The following is a 19,567-nucleotide window of genomic DNA, read 5'->3' on the forward strand; positions in this document are numbered from 1 at the left end:
GAAAATACAAATTATGTCAGGACATAACGAATCAATACTTAGAGAACCATTAATTACCGGCAATAACATTACGTATGCAAAAATTACGGATGATATTTTGGGCCCGGTAGAGAATAAACCAAACAAAGCCTGGTGGATTGGTTTCACCTTTGCCGCATTAGGCGCTTTACTTTGGGTGGTTGCCGTGAGTTATACCTTTTGGAATGGTATAGGTGCATGGGGTTTAAATAAAACAGTTGGATGGGCTTGGGATATCACCGGTTTCGTATGGTGGGTTGGTATTGGTCACGCTGGAACACTGATTTCAGCAGTACTATTACTCTTCCGTCAAAACTGGCGTAACTCCATTAACCGTTCAGCAGAGGCAATGACAATCTTTGCGGTTATTTGTGCCGCAACCTACGTTGTATCTCACATGGGTCGTCCATGGTTAGCTTATTGGGTTTTACCATTACCAAATCAGTTTGGTTCATTATGGGTAAACTTTAACTCACCATTGGTATGGGATATGTTTGCAATCTCCACTTATTTCTCTGTATCATTATTATTTTGGTACACAGGTTTATTACCAGATATTGCAACCATTCGTGACCGTGCTACAGGCATGCGTAAAAAAGTATACTCTATCTTCTCATTTGGATGGAGTGGAAGTGTAAAAACATGGCAGCGTTTTGAGGCAGTGTCTCTAATCCTTGCCGGTATTTCTACACCTCTTGTACTTTCGGTACACACAATTGTATCAATGGACTTTGCAACTTCAGTAATTCCAGGATGGCACACCACCATTTTCCCTCCTTACTTCGTTGCGGGTGCAATCTTCTCAGGCTTTGCAATGGTGTTAACCTTATTATTGGTTGCACGTAAAGTACTAGGCCTTGAAAACTACATCACCATGTTCCACATTGAGTCGATGAATAAAATCATCATCTTAACCGGATCAATCGTAGGTGTTGCTTATTTAACAGAGTTCTTCATCGCATGGTATTCTGGTTCAGAATATGAGCAATATGCATTTATCAACCGTTCAACTGGTCCATACTGGTGGGCTTACTGGATGATGATGACTTGTAACGTAATTTCTCCACAGCTTTTATGGTTCAAAAAGATTCGTTTAAGCATTCGTGCAACCTGGATTTTATCAATTGTAGTAAACGTTGGGATGTGGTTTGAGCGTTTCGTAATTATCGTTACCTCGTTACACCGTGATTATATTCCATCAAGTTGGGCAATGTTTTATCCAACGTGGGTAGATATCAGTGTATTTGTTGGTTCAATTGGACTATTCTTTACTCTATTCCTTTTATTCTTAAGAGTTTTACCTTCAATTGCTATTGCAGAGGTTAAATTATTATTGAAAACTGCAAGTGAGCAGGCTAAAATGAAACAGATTAAAGAAGGGCATGAGGATAAAGAATATGTAGCAGAATACATAGAGTCTTTAGAGAAATTTGATAGTGTTAAACAAGAAGATTACGCAAAAATATAACAATGAGTGATATCAAATATATTTTAGGCAGTTTTGGTGATCCTGATGAAATGATGCATGGCATCGAAAAACTTCAGGCAAATAACGTCAGCATTTATGATGTATATACCCCAATGCCTATACACGGAATAGAAGCCAAATTAGGAATTAAAAGATCAAGAATTGATATTGCAGCATTTTGCTTTGGTATAACCGGTACTTGTGCCGCTTTCGCCTTAATTTATTTTTGCGCAGTTATCGATTGGAAAGTAAACATAGGTGGTAAACCATCATTTGCATTGCCGGATTTTATTCCGATAATGTTCGAATTAACAGTTTTATTCTGTGCATTCGGTATGGTTTTAACTTACTATGCTTCTACACACTTGTTTCCGGGCAGAGCGCCAAGAGTAATGGACCTGCGTGCTACTGATGATCGTTTTGTAATTGCAGTGGATGCAAAAGAAAATGCAGAACACACTGTTATTGATGGTTTATTAAAAGATGCCGGTGCTTTAGAAGTAAAGTATAATGAAAGGAAGTACATTAGCTATGAATAAGAATAAATTTGTTTATGCCGCGTTTTTAGCTATCGCTTTTGCAGCTACTCTTTCGGCTTGTAGAGATAAACGCAGTACCGGGCTGGAATATGCCAGGAACATGTATGATCCGATTGCTTATAACCCGGATCAGCCAAATAAAAATTTTAAAGATGGTAAAACTGCACAGTTACCACCAGCAAATACAAAACCTGTAGGTTTTAAAGAATATGATGAATATCCTAATACTAAAGAAGGATATGAAGCAGCTGGTGCAAGCATGGTTAATCCATTACCTGTAGATACAACCAACCTTGCAGAAGGTAAACATTCATTTATTGTTTTCTGCGCTCCATGCCATGGAGAAAAAGGAGATGGACAAGGGCACCTGGTAAAAATTGAGAAATTTAATGGTGTACCTTCTTATCACGAAGGCAGTTCATCAAGAGGTGGCGCTATGAAAGATCTTACCGCAGGTAAAATTTACCATACCATTACCTATGGTGTAAATAACATGGGCTCGCATGCTTCACAAATCTCACCAACAGATCGTTGGAAAGTTGTGATGTATGTTCAACAATTACAAAAAGAACAATAAGTAAAGCAGAATATAAATGGGAACTCACAATATTAATTTTAGTGAACAATTTGAGTTTACAGGAAAAGTAAAAACTTTAAGCATTATTGGAATTGCATTAGGTGTAATTGCAGTAGCTTATGGTTTCTTAGCCGGAGATAAAGTGATGCACGAGCGCACTTTTGCCAACCTGTTGCTTATGGGATATTATTTTGCATGCGTTTGTATGTCAGGTACATTTTTCCTGGCGGTTCAATACGTTGCTCAGGCTGGTTGGTCTGCATCAATTCTACGTGTACCTCAAGCTATGGCAAAAACATTGCCTATCGCTGCTGTAATACTTGTTGTTATTATTTCAGCTGGTTTATACACACATAATTTATACCACCACTGGCATGCAGATGGTTTAACGGACCCGAATAGTCCTAACTATGATTCGTTAATCGCAGGAAAGTCTGTATTCTTAAACGTTCCTTTCTTTTTAGGTCGTCAGGTTGTGTTTTTAGGTGTTTACAGTATCTTTTCAATGCTTTTTGTTAAGTTTTCTTATAATGAAGATTTAGCAGGAGGATTAAATTCTTACAGAAAGAGTTTTAAAAATGCTTGTATCTTCCTGGTCATTTATGGTTTTACAACACCAGTATTTGCTTTCGATACCATCATGTCATTAGAGGCACACTGGTTCTCTACTATGTTTGGCTGGTATAACTTCGCAGCAATGTGGGTTAGCAGTTTAGCAACTATTGCAATTATCATCATTCTGTTAAGAAGAGCAGGTTATATGCAATGGGTTAACAATAGCCACTTACATAACTTAGGTCAGTTTATTTTTGGTTTCTCCATCTTCTGGACTTATGTATGGTTTGCACAGTTTTTATTAATCTACTATGCTAACATGCCTGAAGAAACTGTTTATTTCTACAAACGTTTTGAATATTACAAGTTTTGGTTCTTCTTAAACCTTGCAATGAACTTCCTGGCGCCAGTATTATTATTAATGGACAGAGACAACAAGAGAACAGATGTAAAACTATTATTTGTTTCCATCGTGGTATTATTAGGTCACTGGGTAGATTACTACCAAATGATTATGCCAGGTGCAGTAGAAGATGGACATAACGGTTTTGGTATTGTAGAAATTGGTACCGCAGTAGGTTTCGTAGGATTGTTTACCTTTACAGTTTTATCGGCCTTAAGCAAAAAGCCTTTAATCGCAAAAAATCACCCTTTATTACAAGAAAGTTTGCATCATCAGCTATAGCAGGTGATTTTATAAGAGCAAATATTTAATTATTATTATAATTAGCAGTACAGCGTACTACTTTTAAGAAAATGAGTTTAAGAAAGTTTATCACGAATAAAACGACCGCAGCTTTAGCAGTATTACTTACTGTTTTTGCAAACACGAGCGCATTTGCACAAGATGCAGCAGCAGCGGCGGCACCGAAAGCTGTTGATATGGGCGAGGTTTATAAATCAGTAATTTTTTATGTACTGGTTTTCCTGGCAATATGTTTATTCATTGCTATTGTGGGTAAAGCCATAAGAGTTTATGAATTAAGCCGCGAAGCACAAGGCAAGCCGGTAGGCATTAACTGGAACAGGGTACATGCAAGTTTATTTGCATTATTTCTTGTTTTAGGTTTATATGGTGTGTATTGGGAATATACAGTGCACGGTGCAATGTTATTACCAGATGCAGCTTCAATACATGGAGAGCGCATTGATAAAATGTTTAATTTAACATTAATCATTACCACAATCGTGTTCGTGGTAACACACATCCTGTTATTCGGATTTTCTTACGTTTATAAATATTCAGCTAAAAGAAAAGCATATTATTATCCTCACAACAATACAATCGAAAAAATCTGGACCATTGTTCCGGCATTAGTTTTAACTGTATTGGTATTAATGGGTTTCTTAACCTGGAGATCAATTTTCTTCAAAGTTGAAGATCCTAATAACAAACCTTTGCAAATTGAAGTAACATCTGAGCAGTTTAAATGGTCTATCCGTTATCCTGGAGCAGATGGAGTAGTGGGTAATAAAAATTATAAATTAACAACTGCGACTAATCCATTGGGTATTGATTTTAAAGATTTAAATTCCCGTGATGATGAAATGGCTGATGAGATGGTAATTCCGGTTAATAAACCGGTTAGACTAATCTTAACCAGTAAAGATGTGATTCACAGTTTTTACATGCCGCATTTCAGAGTACAATTAAACACTGTACCAGGTATGAGAACCGTGTTTGAATTTACACCAACCATTACCACCCGCGAAATGCAGGAAAAAACAAATGATCCTAACTTTAAATATCTTTTCTATTGTGCTAAAATTTGCGGTTCAGGTCACTGGAATATGCAAAAAGACGTTCGTGTTGTTTCTGAAAAGGAATATGCAGAATGGATAGCTAAACAGAAAACCTACTTAAACGATGATTTAAGAAAACAATTTAATTTGCCAGTGGCACCTGCACCTGTAAAATCTGTAGCTGATTCTACAGCTAAGGATACAACAGCAGTGAAAACTAACCAAATGGCTTTAAATAAATAATATTACCGCAGAGCGAAAGAATTATGTCAACAATAGCAATACACGACGATCACAATCACGATCACCACGATCACGGACACCATAAGGAGACTTTAATTTCAAAGTATATCTTCAGTATGGACCATAAAATGATTGCAAAGCAATTTCTAATAACCGGTATTATTATGGCGGTTATAGCAATGGCTTTATCCATTTTATTCCGTATCCAATTGGCTTGGCCAGATAAAAATTTCCCTTTCTTAGAAACATTTTTAGGTAAATGGGCAGAAGGCGGTCGTATCAAACCCGATTTCTATTTAGCACTGGTCACCATTCACGGTACCATAATGGTTTTCTTTGTACTAACAGCAGGACTGAGCGGTACATTTAGTAACTTATTAATTCCATTGCAAATTGGAGCAAGAGATATGGCCTCGCCATTCTTAAATATGCTTTCATACTGGTTCTTCTTTATGGCCTGTGTAATCATGATGTCTTCATTTTTTATCCAAACAGGACCCGCATCAGGAGGCTGGACGGTTTATCCGCCACTATCAGCCATTCCTACAGCAATACCAGGTTCTGGTTTAGGTATGACCTTGTGGTTGGTTAGTATGGTACTTTTCGTAGCCTCATCATTAATGGGTGGTATTAACTACGTAAGTACAATTTTAAACATGCGTACTAAGGGCATGGACCTTTGGAAAATGCCTCTAACAATCTGGGCATTCTTCTTAACCGCTATTTTAGGTATCTTATCATTCCCTGTATTAGTTGCAGGTGTAGTATTATTGGTATTTGACCGTAGCTTTGGAACAAGTTTCTACCTTTCTGATATTGTAATGGGTACAAACATTTTACCTAACGAAGGTGGTTCTCCAATTTTATGGCAACACTTATTCTGGTTCTTAGGTCACCCTGAGGTATACATTGTAATTATGCCTGCATTGGGTATCTCATCAGAGGTTATCTCGGTAAATGCACGTAAGCCAATTTTCGGTTACCATGCTATGGTTTACTCACTAATTGGTATTACAGTACTTTCATTCATAGTATGGGGTCACCATATGTTTGTAACCGGTATGAACCCATTATTGGGTGGTGTATTTATGATCACTACTTTAATTATTGCGGTGCCATCAGCTGTAAAAACATTTAACTATTTAGCTACATTATGGAGAGGTAATATCCGTTTTACACCGGCAATGTTATTTGCAATTGGTTTAGTGTCATTCTTTATCTCTGGTGGTTTAACCGGTATCTTCTTAGGTAATGCATCATTAGATATTAACTTACACGATACCTACTTTGTAGTTGCCCACTTCCACCTGGTAATGGGATCAGCAGCAATTTTTGGTATGCTTGCAGGGGTTTATCACTGGTATCCTAAAATGTTTGGCCGTATGATGAACGCTAAATTAGGTTACTTACACTTCTGGTTAACTTTTATTGCAGCTTATTTAGTATTCTTCCCATTACACTTTTTAGGTTTAGATGGCGTTCCACGTCGTTACTATGCCTTCACAGAGTTCGAATTTATGAAGAAATGGTTAACGGTTAACGTTTTTGTAACCTGGGCTGCTATTTTAGCTGCTTTAGCACAGGTAGCGTTCCTGTTTAACTTTTTCTACTCAATTTATAAAGGAAAGAAAGCTACTCAAAACCCTTGGGAATCAAATACATTAGAATGGACTGCTCCGGTAGAACATCTTCACGGAAACTGGCCAGGAGAAATTCCTACAGTTTACAGATGGCCTTATGATTATAGCAAACCGGGTCATGATGCAGATTTTATTCCTCAAACTGTACCTTTCTCTCAAACCATGAGCTCTAACTTGCCACATGACTTTGAAGGAAATGAAGAAGCAGAAAAAATACAACAAGATTGGGAATTAGCTAATCCTGTTGCAGAAAATAAAGGCTAGTTTAAGCTTTACACAATTTAAAGGGGTATCTGATTAAGTTTCTGCTTATCCGGATACCCTTTTCATCTTAAAAGATATATGATCAGCAGATCAGAACAACGTTTCATCAGAGTTAACTTTATAACCATAATCGTTACTTTATTGGTTATACTGGCTGGCGGTATTGTACGCAGTACCGGCTCTGGAATGGGGTGCCCGGATTGGCCGAAATGTTTCGACAGATACATTCCACCAACCCATGTATCGCAACTCCCTGCTGATTATAAAGAGAAATATGTTGCCGGCAGACTTAAAAAGAATGAAAAGTTTGCTCAATATCTGGAAAGCATGGGTAAAACCGAACTTGCAGATAGCATCAGACATGATAAAAGCATCACGATACCGGAAGAGTTTAATCCGGCAAAAACCTGGACAGAATATTTAAACAGGCTGGCGGGGGCTTTGGCAGGAATATTTTTATTGTTAACTGCAATTTATTCGTTTGCCTATAAAAAAACAGCTAAACGAATTATTGTACTCAGTATTTTAAACATTTTTGTAGTCGGTTACCAGGCTTGGTTAGGTTCAATTGTGGTATCCACAAATCTGGCACAATGGGTGGTAACGGTACACATGCTTTTGGCACTGGTTATTTTAGCGATATCTATTTATACCTATAACTACGCCAAGCAATTAAATATAGAACCTACGGTTATTATGTACCGTATACTGTGGTTAAAAGGTTTTTTATTTTTTACAGTTATTTTAAGCATTGCCCAAATTGTATTGGGTACCGAAGTTAGAGAAGCAGTAGATGTGATTGCAAAATCACTTTTATATCATAATAATGCTACCTGGGTAGCTAAAGTAGGAAATGTGTTTTCTTACCACAGAGACCTGGCTATTTTAGTGGTCATCGCAAATGGAGTTGTTTATAAAATGGTTACCGACCGTTTTAGTGGGAAAGCAGCACCTTTGTTAACCGCAAGGTTTATTATAATTACGCTTTTAATTCAATTATTAAGTGGCTTTGCATTAGCATATATAGCATTTCCACCAGCAGCGCAAGCAGTACACATTTTATTCTCTACGCTGTTATTTAGTTTACAGTTTTATCTGTATTTGTTGGTTTACCGTACAAGTACCTATAGACAATAATATTTAAGGAAATTGAAACAATTTTTTTCAGATTTTTCTAAACTCATAAAATTCAGGCTATCCTTTACGGTAGTGTTTTCTGCGTCGATCTCCTTTTTGATTGGTCAGAAAATGCAGATAGGAAGAGGCCATATCCCTTCAATTGATTGGGGAAACTGGTTAATTTTAATAGCAGGCGGATTTTTGGTAACAGCAGCAGCAAATTGCTTTAATGAGATTATAGAGAAGGATCTTGATAAGCTGATGAGCCGGACAAAAGACCGTCCGATGCCTGCAGGTAGAATGACTACAGGACAAGGTTTGATTCTGGGTGTTTTTATGGCATTTTTAGGAACCTGGTTATTGGGTAAGTTAAATCTTGAAACCGGTTTATTATCAGTATTTTCAATTTTGCTATATGCTTTTGCTTATACTCCATTAAAAAGAAAATCTCCAATTGCAGTTTTTGTAGGAGCCATTCCGGGTGCATTGCCCCCACTTATTGGATATTTAGCCGCTTTTGGAAGTTTAAAAGCCGAACTGTTTTTAGATATCGATTATAAAATAGCAGTAGTACTGTTCCTGATTCAGTTTGTTTGGCAATTTCCACATTTCTGGGCCATTGCATGGGTTTTGGATGATGATTATAAAAAAGCAGGTTTTAGATTACTGCCCACCAAAAAACGGGATAAAGTTTCAGCTTTCATGACCTTTTTAGGTACATTAATTCTGATACCAGTAAGTTTACTGCCAACTTTCTATGGTTTTGGCGGTTATTATATTGCAGGATTATCTTTAATTGCAGGCATTATTTTTTGCTGGCTTGCCTTTAAACTTTTAATAAACAGAGAACTAGCGGATGCGAAGAAGGTGATGTTCTGTTCATTTTTTTATATACCGGCCGTACAGCTGGTATTATTATTTGATTTTATAGCAAAATAATTTTTATGGTTATCACAATGGAAAATACCCAGGATACATTTGACCCAAAACCCAGAAAGTTTATCGTCTGGCTTTTTGTCGTATCATCTACAATTATGTTTGGCGGCTTTACCAGCTACTATCTGGTATTCGCAGCATCAAAAGGTAAAGGGCATGGTTTAGTTCTTCCTGACGCCTTTATTTATAGCAGCTTGGTTATTATAGCCAGCAGTATAACGTTAATGTTAGCTTCAAGAGCTTTAAGAAACCTTAACTTTAGTTTACAGCGGTCTATGCTATGGATAACGGTAATTTTAGCGGTTATTTTTGGTGTAATGCAGTTTAATGCATGGGGCAGCATGGTAAGAAGTGGTGCAACAATGGTTGGTAATAACGCTGCAATTTCATTTATCTATGTAGTTTCTGGAATGCACTTAGTTCACATTATTGCAGGTGTAGGGCTTATTATCAGTGCTTTACTAGGCAGTTATAAAAATATTACGCCAGCCAAAGGCAAGTACAGAATGGAAATTGCTTCTATTTTTTGGCATTTTATAGATATATTATGGATATATCTGTATGTTTTTTTACTTTTGAACCGTTAAATTTGTTAACAAACTATTATACTATTTCCAAATGAATTCAGTATCACAATTAGATCAAGTTAAAACCGGACCATGGAATGGTGGTCGTTCTCCGTGGTCGGTAGAATATGGTAAAATCATGATGTGGTTTTTCCTTTTGTCAGATGCTTTTACCTTTTCATCTCTATTGATCTATTACGGCGCTCAGCGTTTTTCTAAATTAACATGGCCAGATCCGGATTTGGTTTTCCAATCAATCCCTGGAATAAAAGAAAGTGGTGCACCCCTGGTTTTTGTGGGTATCATGACTTTTATATTAATTCTTAGTTCGGTAACAATGGTTATGGCTGTTGAAGCCGGCCACCGTCGTTCTAAGAAAGAAGTAATCTGGTGGATGGTTGCTACAATCATTGGAGGTTTTATGTTCTTAGGCTGTCAGGCATTAGAATGGACTCACTTGTTCCATGAAGGTTTTGGATGGGGTAAAATTCCACCAATGGAAACATTAAAACATTTATTTACTGGTGATGTATCTTTAGTAGCTGCACAACAGTTCTCAAACTTATTCTTCACCATTACAGGTTTCCACGGTTTCCACGTATTTACAGGTGTTTTAATTAATATTATCCTGTTAGTGATGACAATTAATGGAACTTTCGAAAGAAGAGGTCATTATTTAATGGTAGAAAAAGTTGGTTTATACTGGCACTTTGTAGATTTAGTATGGGTGTTTGTATTTACATTCTTCTATTTGGTTTAATTTATCATATTATAAAAATATTTTTATGTCAGAACACTCACATACAACAGAAGGTCACGAACATGGTGAACATGCAGGAATGAATAAAGCCAAAATCTGGAAAGTAGCAGGTATATTATCTCTAATTACAGGTATTGAATTTATCATAGCCCTTTGGGCCATCCCTGGAGGACATATTCCTCAGCATGTTGGTAACTACATTTATATTGCTTTAACGTTGGTAAAAGCATTTTATATCGTAGCTTATTTTATGCACTTAAAATTTGAGAAATTAGGTTTACAACTTGCATTAACGGTTTCATTTATTTTCATTATTTACTTTATTGTTTTAATGTTAATAGAAGGTGGGTTTTTAAACCTGCACATGATGAATCATTAATGAAAAGAAGCCCTATAAAAAAAACATTAATCCTGGTAAGCATATTAGCTATACCGGGATTTTTGTTTTTTTACTTATTACCCCATTTTGCAAAAAACCGTTATAAAAGCTTACCAATTTATGGCGACAAGATTGTAGCCTCAACTTTTCATACCGTAAAAGGCAAAAAAATCCCGGATACCATTTACCATGTTGTTCCTGATTTTAAATTGGTAAATCAAAATAATGATTCCATCAGCTGGAAATCTTTGAATCAAAAAATTGTGGTACTAAATTTATTTTATACCACAACAACTGTTAAAGAAGTTAGCGATAACATAAAGAAAACTGTGGAGAATTACGAAAGGAACCCTTTAATTCGTTTTGTAAGCATTTCAGTTGATCCGGGCGATGATGTAGCTAAACTTAAATCTTACGCAGCCTCCTTAAAAGCTAGACATGGGAAATGGGATTTGCTAAAAGGCGATACCACTGAATTATACCCATTAATCAGAAAAGGATTACGTTTGGATGTAATTGCGCATCAGGAAGCCGGAGCAAATAAATTTATTTATGGCAATCAAATTTTACTGCTGGATAATCAACACCGAATACGAGGATATTACGAAGCTACAAACCCTGATGCCCTGGCCAAACTGGATGATGAAATAAAAGTTCTTGTTGCCGAAGACCTTCGAAATATAAAAGACGGCAGATAATATTAAAAATATCCCAAATGAATAATAGTCCTCTTGAAAAACAATACAGCAAATGGATCATCTTACTTTCCATTGTAATACCTGTTGCCGTAGCTGTCTTATTTTTTGTGAAAATACCCAATGCAAAACCTTTGCCGTTTTTACCGCCAATTTATGCAACCATTAATGGCATCACTGCTGTGTTGTTAGTCATTGCAGTATGGGCCATTAAAAACGGAAAAGTCACCTTACACCAAAATTTAATGAAAACAGCTATTGGATGTTCATTATTGTTTTTGGTAATGTACATTGCTTATCACATGACCACCCCTTCGACAAAATTTGGTGGAGAGGGTGCTGTTAAATATGTGTACTTCTTTATCTTGTTAACCCACATTTTATTGTCAATTGCCATTATCCCATTGGTATTAATTACCTATGTAAGAGCACTGGCAGAGCGCTTTGACAGACACCGCAAAATTGCTAAAATTACTTTTCCGCTTTGGTTATACGTAGCCATTACGGGGGTAGTGGTATACCTGATGATTGCTCCATATTATATTTACTAGAATTTATTGATAAAACATTTGTCAATAGCATTTTCGAATATATTTAGTTAATTTTTAGCTCGAGAATCAAAATAATTATCTATTATTGATATACCGTCCCGGTTATAGAAATAGAAAATAAAATGAGGATTTAAAAGGGCTTGCTTTGAGTAATAAAAATGAAAATGGTCAGGAATTGTTAAAAAAAATTGCAGAAGGTGATGAAAAAGCTTTCGGCATTTTATTTTATCAGTACCTCCCGGTTTTACAATCATTTGCTTTAAAGTTTACAAAGTCAGAACACGGAACAGAAGAAATTATTCAGGATAGTTTTTTAAAAATTTGGCTTAACCGGGATAAACTGGAAGAAGTGGAAAATGTAAAAGCCTATTTATACAAATACGTTTCTAACGAATGTTTAAACTATCTTAGAAAAACACTCCGGCAAACCAAAACAATAGATACTTTTAAAACCCGGCATTCTGATCACAATAACGATACGGTAGATACCATTCACCTTAATGAGATCAATAAAATAATTAATGCTGCAATTGCCAACCTTCCTGCACAAAGAAAAAAAATCTATGAATTGAGCAGGTTGGAATCTAAAACCATTCCGGAAATAGCCGAAATACTTAATCTATCTCCAAGTACAGTTAAAAATGCGCTGGTTATTGCCTTAAAAAGTATAAGAGCACATTTAAGTCAACATGGAATTACTTTCAGTATTTTAATGGGCTTTGGATTTTTGGATAAAATCTTTTTCAGATAGGCATCATTTAAAATTGAATGAATGTATGCGTGGAAAACCTTGCGTTTTAGCCAAATAAATTATTTACCAATTATTTTTAAAATTCCGATAGTCCTAAATTTACTATGCGGCTTCTTAGTCTAAGAATCATATGGAAAAAAGAATTAACCATTTATTAAATCAATTTCAGGCCGATACGCTTAATAATGCTGAAAAACAAGAACTTTTAGAACTTGCTGATGCTGAAAATGAGCTTGTTAGCAAAGAGATTATTCCAATGATTATGCAGGAGGAGCAATCTGCAAAGCAAACAAGGGTTGAGGGTAATTGGGAAAATGTACTTCAAAATGTTTTGGCTACGGATAAACCACAAAAGTTAAAAAGAAGAACATTAATACCAATTTTACGATGGGCCGCCGCAATTATTGTATTAATTGCAGTATCCATTACAGTATATATCAAATCATATAATCCAACTCAAAAGGTTCATGTTTTTGTACAGGATGTTTTGCCTGGAGGAAATAAAGCTATTTTAACGCTTGCGGATGGTAAAAAAATATCATTAACCGATGCGGTGACAGGAGATATTGCAAAGCAATCAGGTTTATCAATCACTAAAGCGGCAGATGGTCAGCTGATTTATAAAGTGTCAGAGGTTGTTCGTGATGCCGATGATTCAAAAGTCAACACGATTTCTACACCAAGAGGTGGACAGTGGCAGGTGAGATTGCCTGATGGATCTGTTGTGTGGCTAAATGCTGAGTCATCCTTAACTTATCCATTAAGTTTTGCTTCTGCTAAACAACGTATTGTACAATTAACCGGAGAAGCTTATTTTGAAGTTACCAAAGATAAATTACACCCATTTATTGTACGGACTGCTAAACAGGAAGTAGAAGTATTAGGGACTCATTTTAACATCAACTGTTATGCTGATGAGGATGTTACCAAAACAACTTTACTGGAAGGAAGCGTACGAGTATTTCATAATAATACGCATGATACAGAGGTTTTAAAACCAGGAGAGCAATCGGTTTTATCAAATAATGGGATTAACGTAAGGAATACTGATGTTGAAGAATCAATAGCCTGGAAAAATGGCTATTTCATGTTCGATAATGAGAAGCAAGAAAGCATTATGCGTAAACTTTCCAGATGGTATAATGTGGATGTGAAATATGCTGATGCTTCAGCAAAAGAAGTTATGTACTACGGAACAGTAAGCCGTTTTGGAAAAGTATCTCAGGTATTAAGAAAACTTGAGCAAACCGGAGAAGTTCGGTTTGACATTAAAGACAATAAGATTATAGTTTATAAAGAAGATAAAAAAAAATAATGTTTAAGGACTAACCAGCCTTTATTTTAACATTTAATTATACCGTAACTAATATAAATCAACAAACAATAACCTAACTAACATGAAGAAAACTACACTAAAAACTTAGATTACAGGTTATATAGAAACAAAAAAGGAGTGTTATTCTAGTAACACCCCTATTTCTGTGTATCTGTTTAACCAACCGGTAAAACCGGAAATCGATCAAAAAATCAATTATTTCTTGGATTAACCGCGGAACGCTTTTTAGCGCTTAAACAAATCAGTGTTTCGCACAAAAACAGACTATCAAATGTATAAAATTTATACCAGAATTTTGTGTATGCCTCCTGGCTACATACCTAAATTATTATTAATGATGAAGTTAGTTACGGTCATTTTGCTCGCCTCACTTATGCAGGTAAGTGCCGCTTCTTTTGGTCAGCTGGTTACGTTGAAAGAGAAAAATGTAACATTGGAGAAATTATTTAAAGAAATCAGAACACAATCAGGATATGACGTTTTATTGTCAACCAATAAAATTAAAAGTACAACACTGGTTAATGCTGATTTTAATAATTCTACAATAGAAGCTGTTATGGACAAAATCCTTTCAGGTAAGGATTTAACTTACACCATTGAAGATAAAACGATCTTAATCAAACCAAAAGAGAAAAATATTTTTGATAAGATCGCTAATTATTTTGCGGTTATAGAAGTTAAAGGTAAAGTACTTGGTGAAGATGGAAAGGGTATGCCAGGCGTTAGTATCCGAGAGAAAGGCATAAGCAATTCTGTAAGCACTAATTCAAATGGAGAATACACCATTAGAGTAGATGAAAAAGCAACATTAGTATTTAGTTATGTAGGTTATAATACAGTAGAAGTTCCTGTAAACGGGCGTACAACAATTAATGTAAACATTAAAGAAAATGTTAGCGACTTAAAGACGGTTGATATTGTATCTACAGGTTACCAGGACTTAAATAAGAAATTATTTACCGGTTCATCAACTGCATTAAAAGCAACAGATGTTAAACGTGACGGTATTAATGATGTAAGTCGGATGCTTGAAGGCCGCGTTGCCGGTGTATCTGTTCAAAACGTTTCCGGAACTTTCGGTGCTGCACCAAAAATTCGCGTTCGTGGAGCTACCTCTATCTCAGGAGATAACAAACCATTATGGGTTGTTGATGGTATTATTTTAGAAGATGTGGTTAATATTTCTAATGAACAACTATCAACAGGAGATCCTTCTACATTGGTAGGTTCATCTGTTGCTGGGTTGAATCCTGATGATATAGAGAGTTTTAACATTTTGAAGGATGCTGCTGCTACCGCACAATACGGAGCCAGAGCAATGAACGGAGTTGTAATTATCACTACGAAAAAAGGTAGAAATACCGAAGGTAAGCCGGTAATAACATACACCGGGAATTTTTCCAGTTATATGAAACCTTCATATGAGAATTTTGATATCTTGAATTCAGCAGATCAGATGAATGTTTATCTGGAAATGCAAAATAAAGGATGGTTAAATCATTCAAGTTCATCCCGTAGTGCAAATGGTGGGGTTTTTACTAAAATGTATAACCAAATGTATAATTATGATCCTGCTACCGGAACTTTCGGTTTGAAAAATGATGCTTTCAGTCAAAAGCAATTTTTGCAGCGTTATGCAGATAACAATACCAATTGGTTTGATATTTTGTTTAAACAATCATTTATGCAAGAACACTCATTAGGTATATCAAGTGGTACAGCCAAATCGAAAATCTATGCATCTACCAGTTTCTTGCAGGATAATGGATGGACCGTTGGTGACAACGTTAAACGCTTTACTGGAAATGTTCGTGGTAACTTTGAAATTAACGATAAGTTGAGTATTGAGTTAATTACTCAGGGATCAATTCGTGATCAAAAAGCGCCAGGTACCCTGGGTAGAAATGGCAATCCGGTTTATGGTACATACGATCGTGATTTTGATATTAACCCATTTAGTTACGCCCTAAATACCAGTCGTACATTAACCGCTTACGATGCTAATGGAAATAGAGAATTCTTTACTCAAAATTATGCTCCATTTAATATTTTGAATGAATTGGAAAACAATACATTAGAACTAAGCTTAATAGATTTTAAAGTTCAGGGCGGAGTTAAGTATAAAATCACCAAGGACTTGAAGTATTCATTTGATGGAGCTTATCGCTATGCAAAGACCAGTCAGGAGCATAAAATTACTGAACATTCAAATATGGCGCAGGCATACCGTGCAGGTATAAGTCCTAATGATGCGACAATCAGAAATAATAATAAATTTTTATACAGCAACCCGGATGATCCAAATGCGCTACCTGTTTCTGTGTTGCCATATGGAGGTTTTTACAAAACTAACGACGATAATATTACCAATTATTATGTGCGTAACAGTTTAGAATATGATAAAACCTTTAACGAAGATCACCTGGTTAACTTCTTTGCTACGCAAGAAATGCGTTATATAAACAGGCAAAATAAAGTATTTGATGGTTATGGATATCAATATGATAAAGGCGGTGTTCCATTTATTGATCCAAATATTGTAAAATCAAATGTTGAAAGCGGCTTTAACTATTATAGTATGGGTTATCGCTACGAAAGATATTTAAATTACTCATTAAGAGCTGCTTATTCTTATAAAGGTAAATATAGTATCAACGCGACAGGACGCTATGATGGTTCAAACTTATTAGGAGAATCACCAACTGCAAGATGGCTGCCAACATGGAATGTTTCAGGTGCCTGGAATATTGATACAGAAAATTTCATGCAAAGCGAGCGTATTAAGAATGTTGTTAACCGTGCCACACTTCGTGCTACTTATGGCCTTGTTGCAAGCATGGGTACTGCCCAAAATTCTAGTTTAGTATTAAGAAGTATGGCTACACGTAGACCATATATACCAGAAAAAGAAACCAAATTGTACATAGATGGTCTGGAAAATTCAGAGCTTACTTTCGAAAAACTTAATGAATTGAACGTGGGTCTGGATTTAGGTTTATTTGGTGATCGCTTGACTTTAACCGTTGATGCTTATAAAAGAAAAAGTTTTGATTTAATTGGTGAATTTAGAAATGGAGGTATTGGTGGTGAATCGGTTAAGCAAGCTAATTATGCAGACATGGAATCACATGGTATCGAGGCTGCATTAGGGGCAAAAGTTTTGAAAACCACTAATTTTAACTGGTCATCTCAATTGATTTTTGGCTATAATAAAAACAAAATCACAAACCTTAAAAATCAACCACTAATATTTGATCTAATTGGAGCTGATGGTGGTCCATTAGAAGGATATGCACAAAGAGGCCTGTTCTCTCTCGATTTTAAAGGATTAGATCCACTGAACGGTTCGCCAAAGTTTATGAATAATGAAGGTGTAGTGAGTGGTGATGTTTATCTTCAAAGCGATGTTGTAAAATACCTGAAATATGAAGGACCAATTGATCCAAAATATACCGGAGGTTTCTCAAATACATTTAAATACAAAGATTTTACTTTATCAGCACTGGTAACCTTTGCTGCAGGAAATAAAGTTCGTCTGTCGCCAGCGTTTAAAACAAGCTATACTGACTTAGACGCAATGCCTAAGGCATTTTTAAGCCGTTGGGAAATGCAGGGAGATGAGCTGAAAACTAATGTTCCATCAATTTTAGACGCACTTGAAGCAACATCTTTTAGAAGTGTTTATGCTTATAATAATTACAATTATTCTACTGAAAGAGTAGCAGATGGTGGTTTTGTAAGAATGAAACAAATTATATTAAGCTATAACATTCCTGCAAAATATACTAAGAAATTGGGCTTAACGAATTCATCTATTAGTGCGGTAGGAAATAATCTATTCTTAATTTATTCGGATAAAAAATTAAATGGACAAGATCCGGAGTTCTTTGGATCAGGTGGTGTGGCATTGCCAATCCCGCGTCAGTTTACATTATCTTTAAAGGTAGGATTCTAAATAAAATATCATGAAAAAAATATATATATCTATTATTGCTCTATCCCTTATCTCGAGTTTAGGGTGTAAGAAATTTTTAGAGCAGGCTCCAGATCAGAGAACTGAATTAAATTCTGTAGAAAAGGTATCAGAACTTTTAACCAGTGCTTATCCAGAAGGAAACTATATCGCTTTTACCGAAACATCATCAGATAATGTGGAAGATAAAGGCCCCGGTATAGGTGATGAAGATAGAGCGATAGTTTTGCCTTATAACTGGAAAGACAATGATGATAATAGTGAGGACACGCCTACAAATTATTGGAATTCTTGTTATACTGCAATCGCTGCTGCAAATGCTGCATTAGAAACAATTGGTAAAGCACCCGATCAGACCGCTTATTTGCCATATAAAGGTGAAGCTTTAGTTGCCAGAGCGTACGCACATTTTATGTTGGTTACCCTTTATTCTAAAGCTTATGAAGCCGGAACGGCTAATGATGCACCAGGTATTCCTTATGTTACGGAGCCAGAAAAGGTTGTAGTTGGCCAATATTCCAGAGGTACTGTAGCTTCTGTTTATGCTAATATAGAAAAGGATTTATTAGAGGGATTGCCATTATTAAGAAATACAGCTTATAAAATCCCTAAATACCATTTTAATATTTCTGCAGGTAATGCATTTGCGGCAAGGTTTTTCTTATTTAAAAAGGACTATGATAAAGTAATCCAGTATGCAAGTGCAGTTTCACCCGGAAATTCATTTGCTACTATTCTTAGACCATGGAATACCAGATACAATACTTATACATTGGATGAAATGTATCTTTATTTTACGCAGGCATCTGAACCTTCCACATTATTATTAATAGAGACTGCTTCATCCTGGGCAAGAACACGTACACCTCGTTTTGGTTACGGACAAATTATAAATAATGAAGTTTTTACAAATAATGTTACGGGTGCCAGATGGTGTTATAAATCAGCTTATTATGGTCAGCCACATTATAGTATGCTTAAATGGAATGAGTATTTTGTTAAAACAAGTCCAAATGCGACTATTGGATTTCCATATACGATTGTACCTGTATTAACTGCTGATGAGACTTTGTTAAATCGGGCTGAAGCTTATGCTGCATCCGGACAAAATACATTGGCATTACAAGATTTAAATACTTACTGCAGTACCAGAATCCTGAATTATAATGCAAGTACTCATGCCGTAACTTTGGCTAAGATTGCTGCTTTTTATGGAATAGCAGATCCTAAAGAGGGTTTGATAGCAACTATTTTAGATTTTAAGAAAAAAGAATATACGCAGGAAGGACTGCGTTGGTTTGATATTTTGAGGTATAAATTGCCTGTTAAACATAAAATTTTTGCAGTAAACGGTTCATTTGAAACTATTGAACTTGCCGCTGACGACCCTCGTAAATTATTTCAACTTCCATCACAGGTAACCCTGTCTGGTATAAAACAAAATCCAAGATAAT

Annotated in this window: 17 protein-coding genes; all 17 read left to right on the forward strand. The window is 35.8% G+C overall.

Features of this window, described 5'->3' with window-relative positions:
* Nucleotides 1–13: 13 nt before the first annotated feature.
* The 17 genes from nrfD (at nt 14) to O0955_RS14515 (ending at nt 19,566) form a co-directional block, all read left to right on the forward strand.
* Nucleotides 14–1,486 (forward strand): NrfD/PsrC family molybdoenzyme membrane anchor subunit, encoded by a 1,473-nt coding sequence (gene nrfD, locus O0955_RS14435; protein ID WP_269428262.1) that lies wholly within the window; start codon nt 14–16, stop codon nt 1,484–1,486.
* Between the two features lie 2 nt (nt 1,487–1,488).
* Nucleotides 1,489–2,025 (forward strand): DUF3341 domain-containing protein, encoded by a 537-nt coding sequence (locus O0955_RS14440; RefSeq protein WP_269428263.1) that lies wholly within the window; start codon nt 1,489–1,491, stop codon nt 2,023–2,025.
* The gene (locus O0955_RS14445; RefSeq protein ID WP_269428264.1) at nt 1,997–2,602 is read left to right on the forward strand and encodes a c-type cytochrome; all 606 of its coding nucleotides are present in this window, start codon (nt 1,997–1,999) and stop codon (nt 2,600–2,602) included. Before O0955_RS14440 ends, O0955_RS14445 begins: the two co-directional genes overlap by 29 nt.
* A 16-nt stretch (nt 2,603–2,618) precedes the next feature.
* Nucleotides 2,619–3,842 carry a quinol:cytochrome C oxidoreductase gene (locus O0955_RS14450; protein ID WP_269428265.1) on the forward strand — a complete coding sequence of 408 codons (1,224 nt, stop codon included), beginning with the start codon at nt 2,619–2,621 and terminating at the stop codon, nt 3,840–3,842.
* Nucleotides 3,843–3,913: 71 nt separating this feature from the next.
* On the forward strand, nt 3,914–5,143 hold the full coding sequence (locus tag O0955_RS14455) for a cytochrome c oxidase subunit II transmembrane domain-containing protein (RefSeq protein ID WP_269428266.1): 1,230 nt from the start codon (nt 3,914–3,916) through the stop codon (nt 5,141–5,143).
* A 23-nt stretch (nt 5,144–5,166) separates the two neighbouring features.
* Entirely contained in the window at nt 5,167–7,047 is a 1,881-nt protein-coding gene (locus O0955_RS14460; RefSeq protein ID WP_269428267.1) for a cytochrome c oxidase subunit I, read from the forward strand.
* Nucleotides 7,048–7,125: 78 nt separating this feature from the next.
* Nucleotides 7,126–8,184 carry a COX15/CtaA family protein gene (locus O0955_RS14465; RefSeq protein ID WP_269428268.1) on the forward strand — a complete coding sequence of 353 codons (1,059 nt, stop codon included), beginning with the start codon at nt 7,126–7,128 and terminating at the stop codon, nt 8,182–8,184.
* A gap of 12 nt (nt 8,185–8,196) precedes the next feature.
* Nucleotides 8,197–9,105 (forward strand): heme o synthase, encoded by a 909-nt coding sequence (gene cyoE, locus O0955_RS14470; protein WP_269428269.1) that lies wholly within the window; start codon nt 8,197–8,199, stop codon nt 9,103–9,105.
* 5 nt (nt 9,106–9,110) lie between these two features.
* A complete protein-coding gene (locus tag O0955_RS14475; RefSeq protein WP_269428270.1) occupies nt 9,111–9,689 on the forward strand; it encodes a cytochrome c oxidase subunit 3 in 579 nt (192 codons plus the stop codon).
* 31 nt (nt 9,690–9,720) lie between these two features.
* On the forward strand, nt 9,721–10,428 hold the full coding sequence (locus O0955_RS14480) for a cytochrome c oxidase subunit 3 (RefSeq protein WP_269428271.1): 708 nt from the start codon (nt 9,721–9,723) through the stop codon (nt 10,426–10,428).
* Nucleotides 10,429–10,453: 25 nt separating this feature from the next.
* Complete coding sequence (locus O0955_RS14485) at nt 10,454–10,807, forward strand: cytochrome C oxidase subunit IV family protein (protein ID WP_269428272.1); 354 nt, start codon at nt 10,454–10,456, stop codon at nt 10,805–10,807.
* Nucleotides 10,807–11,505, forward strand: a complete 699-nt coding sequence (locus tag O0955_RS14490; protein WP_269428273.1) for an SCO family protein — start codon at nt 10,807–10,809, stop codon at nt 11,503–11,505. The genes O0955_RS14485 and O0955_RS14490 overlap by 1 nt, the downstream gene beginning before the upstream one ends.
* 17 nt (nt 11,506–11,522) lie before the next feature.
* Entirely contained in the window at nt 11,523–12,053 is a 531-nt protein-coding gene (locus tag O0955_RS14495) for a DUF420 domain-containing protein (RefSeq protein ID WP_269428274.1), read from the forward strand.
* A 145-nt stretch (nt 12,054–12,198) separates the two neighbouring features.
* Nucleotides 12,199–12,804: an RNA polymerase sigma factor gene (locus O0955_RS14500; RefSeq protein ID WP_269428275.1), complete on the forward strand. Its 606-nt coding sequence runs from the start codon at nt 12,199–12,201 to the stop codon at nt 12,802–12,804.
* A 130-nt stretch (nt 12,805–12,934) separates the two neighbouring features.
* Nucleotides 12,935–14,119 carry a FecR family protein gene (locus O0955_RS14505; RefSeq protein ID WP_269428276.1) on the forward strand — a complete coding sequence of 395 codons (1,185 nt, stop codon included), beginning with the start codon at nt 12,935–12,937 and terminating at the stop codon, nt 14,117–14,119.
* Between the two features lie 355 nt (nt 14,120–14,474).
* Nucleotides 14,475–18,095 carry a SusC/RagA family TonB-linked outer membrane protein gene (locus tag O0955_RS14510; RefSeq protein WP_269428277.1) on the forward strand — a complete coding sequence of 1,207 codons (3,621 nt, stop codon included), beginning with the start codon at nt 14,475–14,477 and terminating at the stop codon, nt 18,093–18,095.
* A 10-nt stretch (nt 18,096–18,105) separates the two neighbouring features.
* Entirely contained in the window at nt 18,106–19,566 is a 1,461-nt protein-coding gene (locus tag O0955_RS14515) for a RagB/SusD family nutrient uptake outer membrane protein (protein WP_269428278.1), read from the forward strand.
* Nucleotide 19,567: the final 1 nt, after the last annotated feature.

The organism is Pedobacter punctiformis, assembly GCF_027213715.1.
Classification (GTDB): Bacteria; Bacteroidota; Bacteroidia; order Sphingobacteriales; family Sphingobacteriaceae; genus Pedobacter; species Pedobacter punctiformis.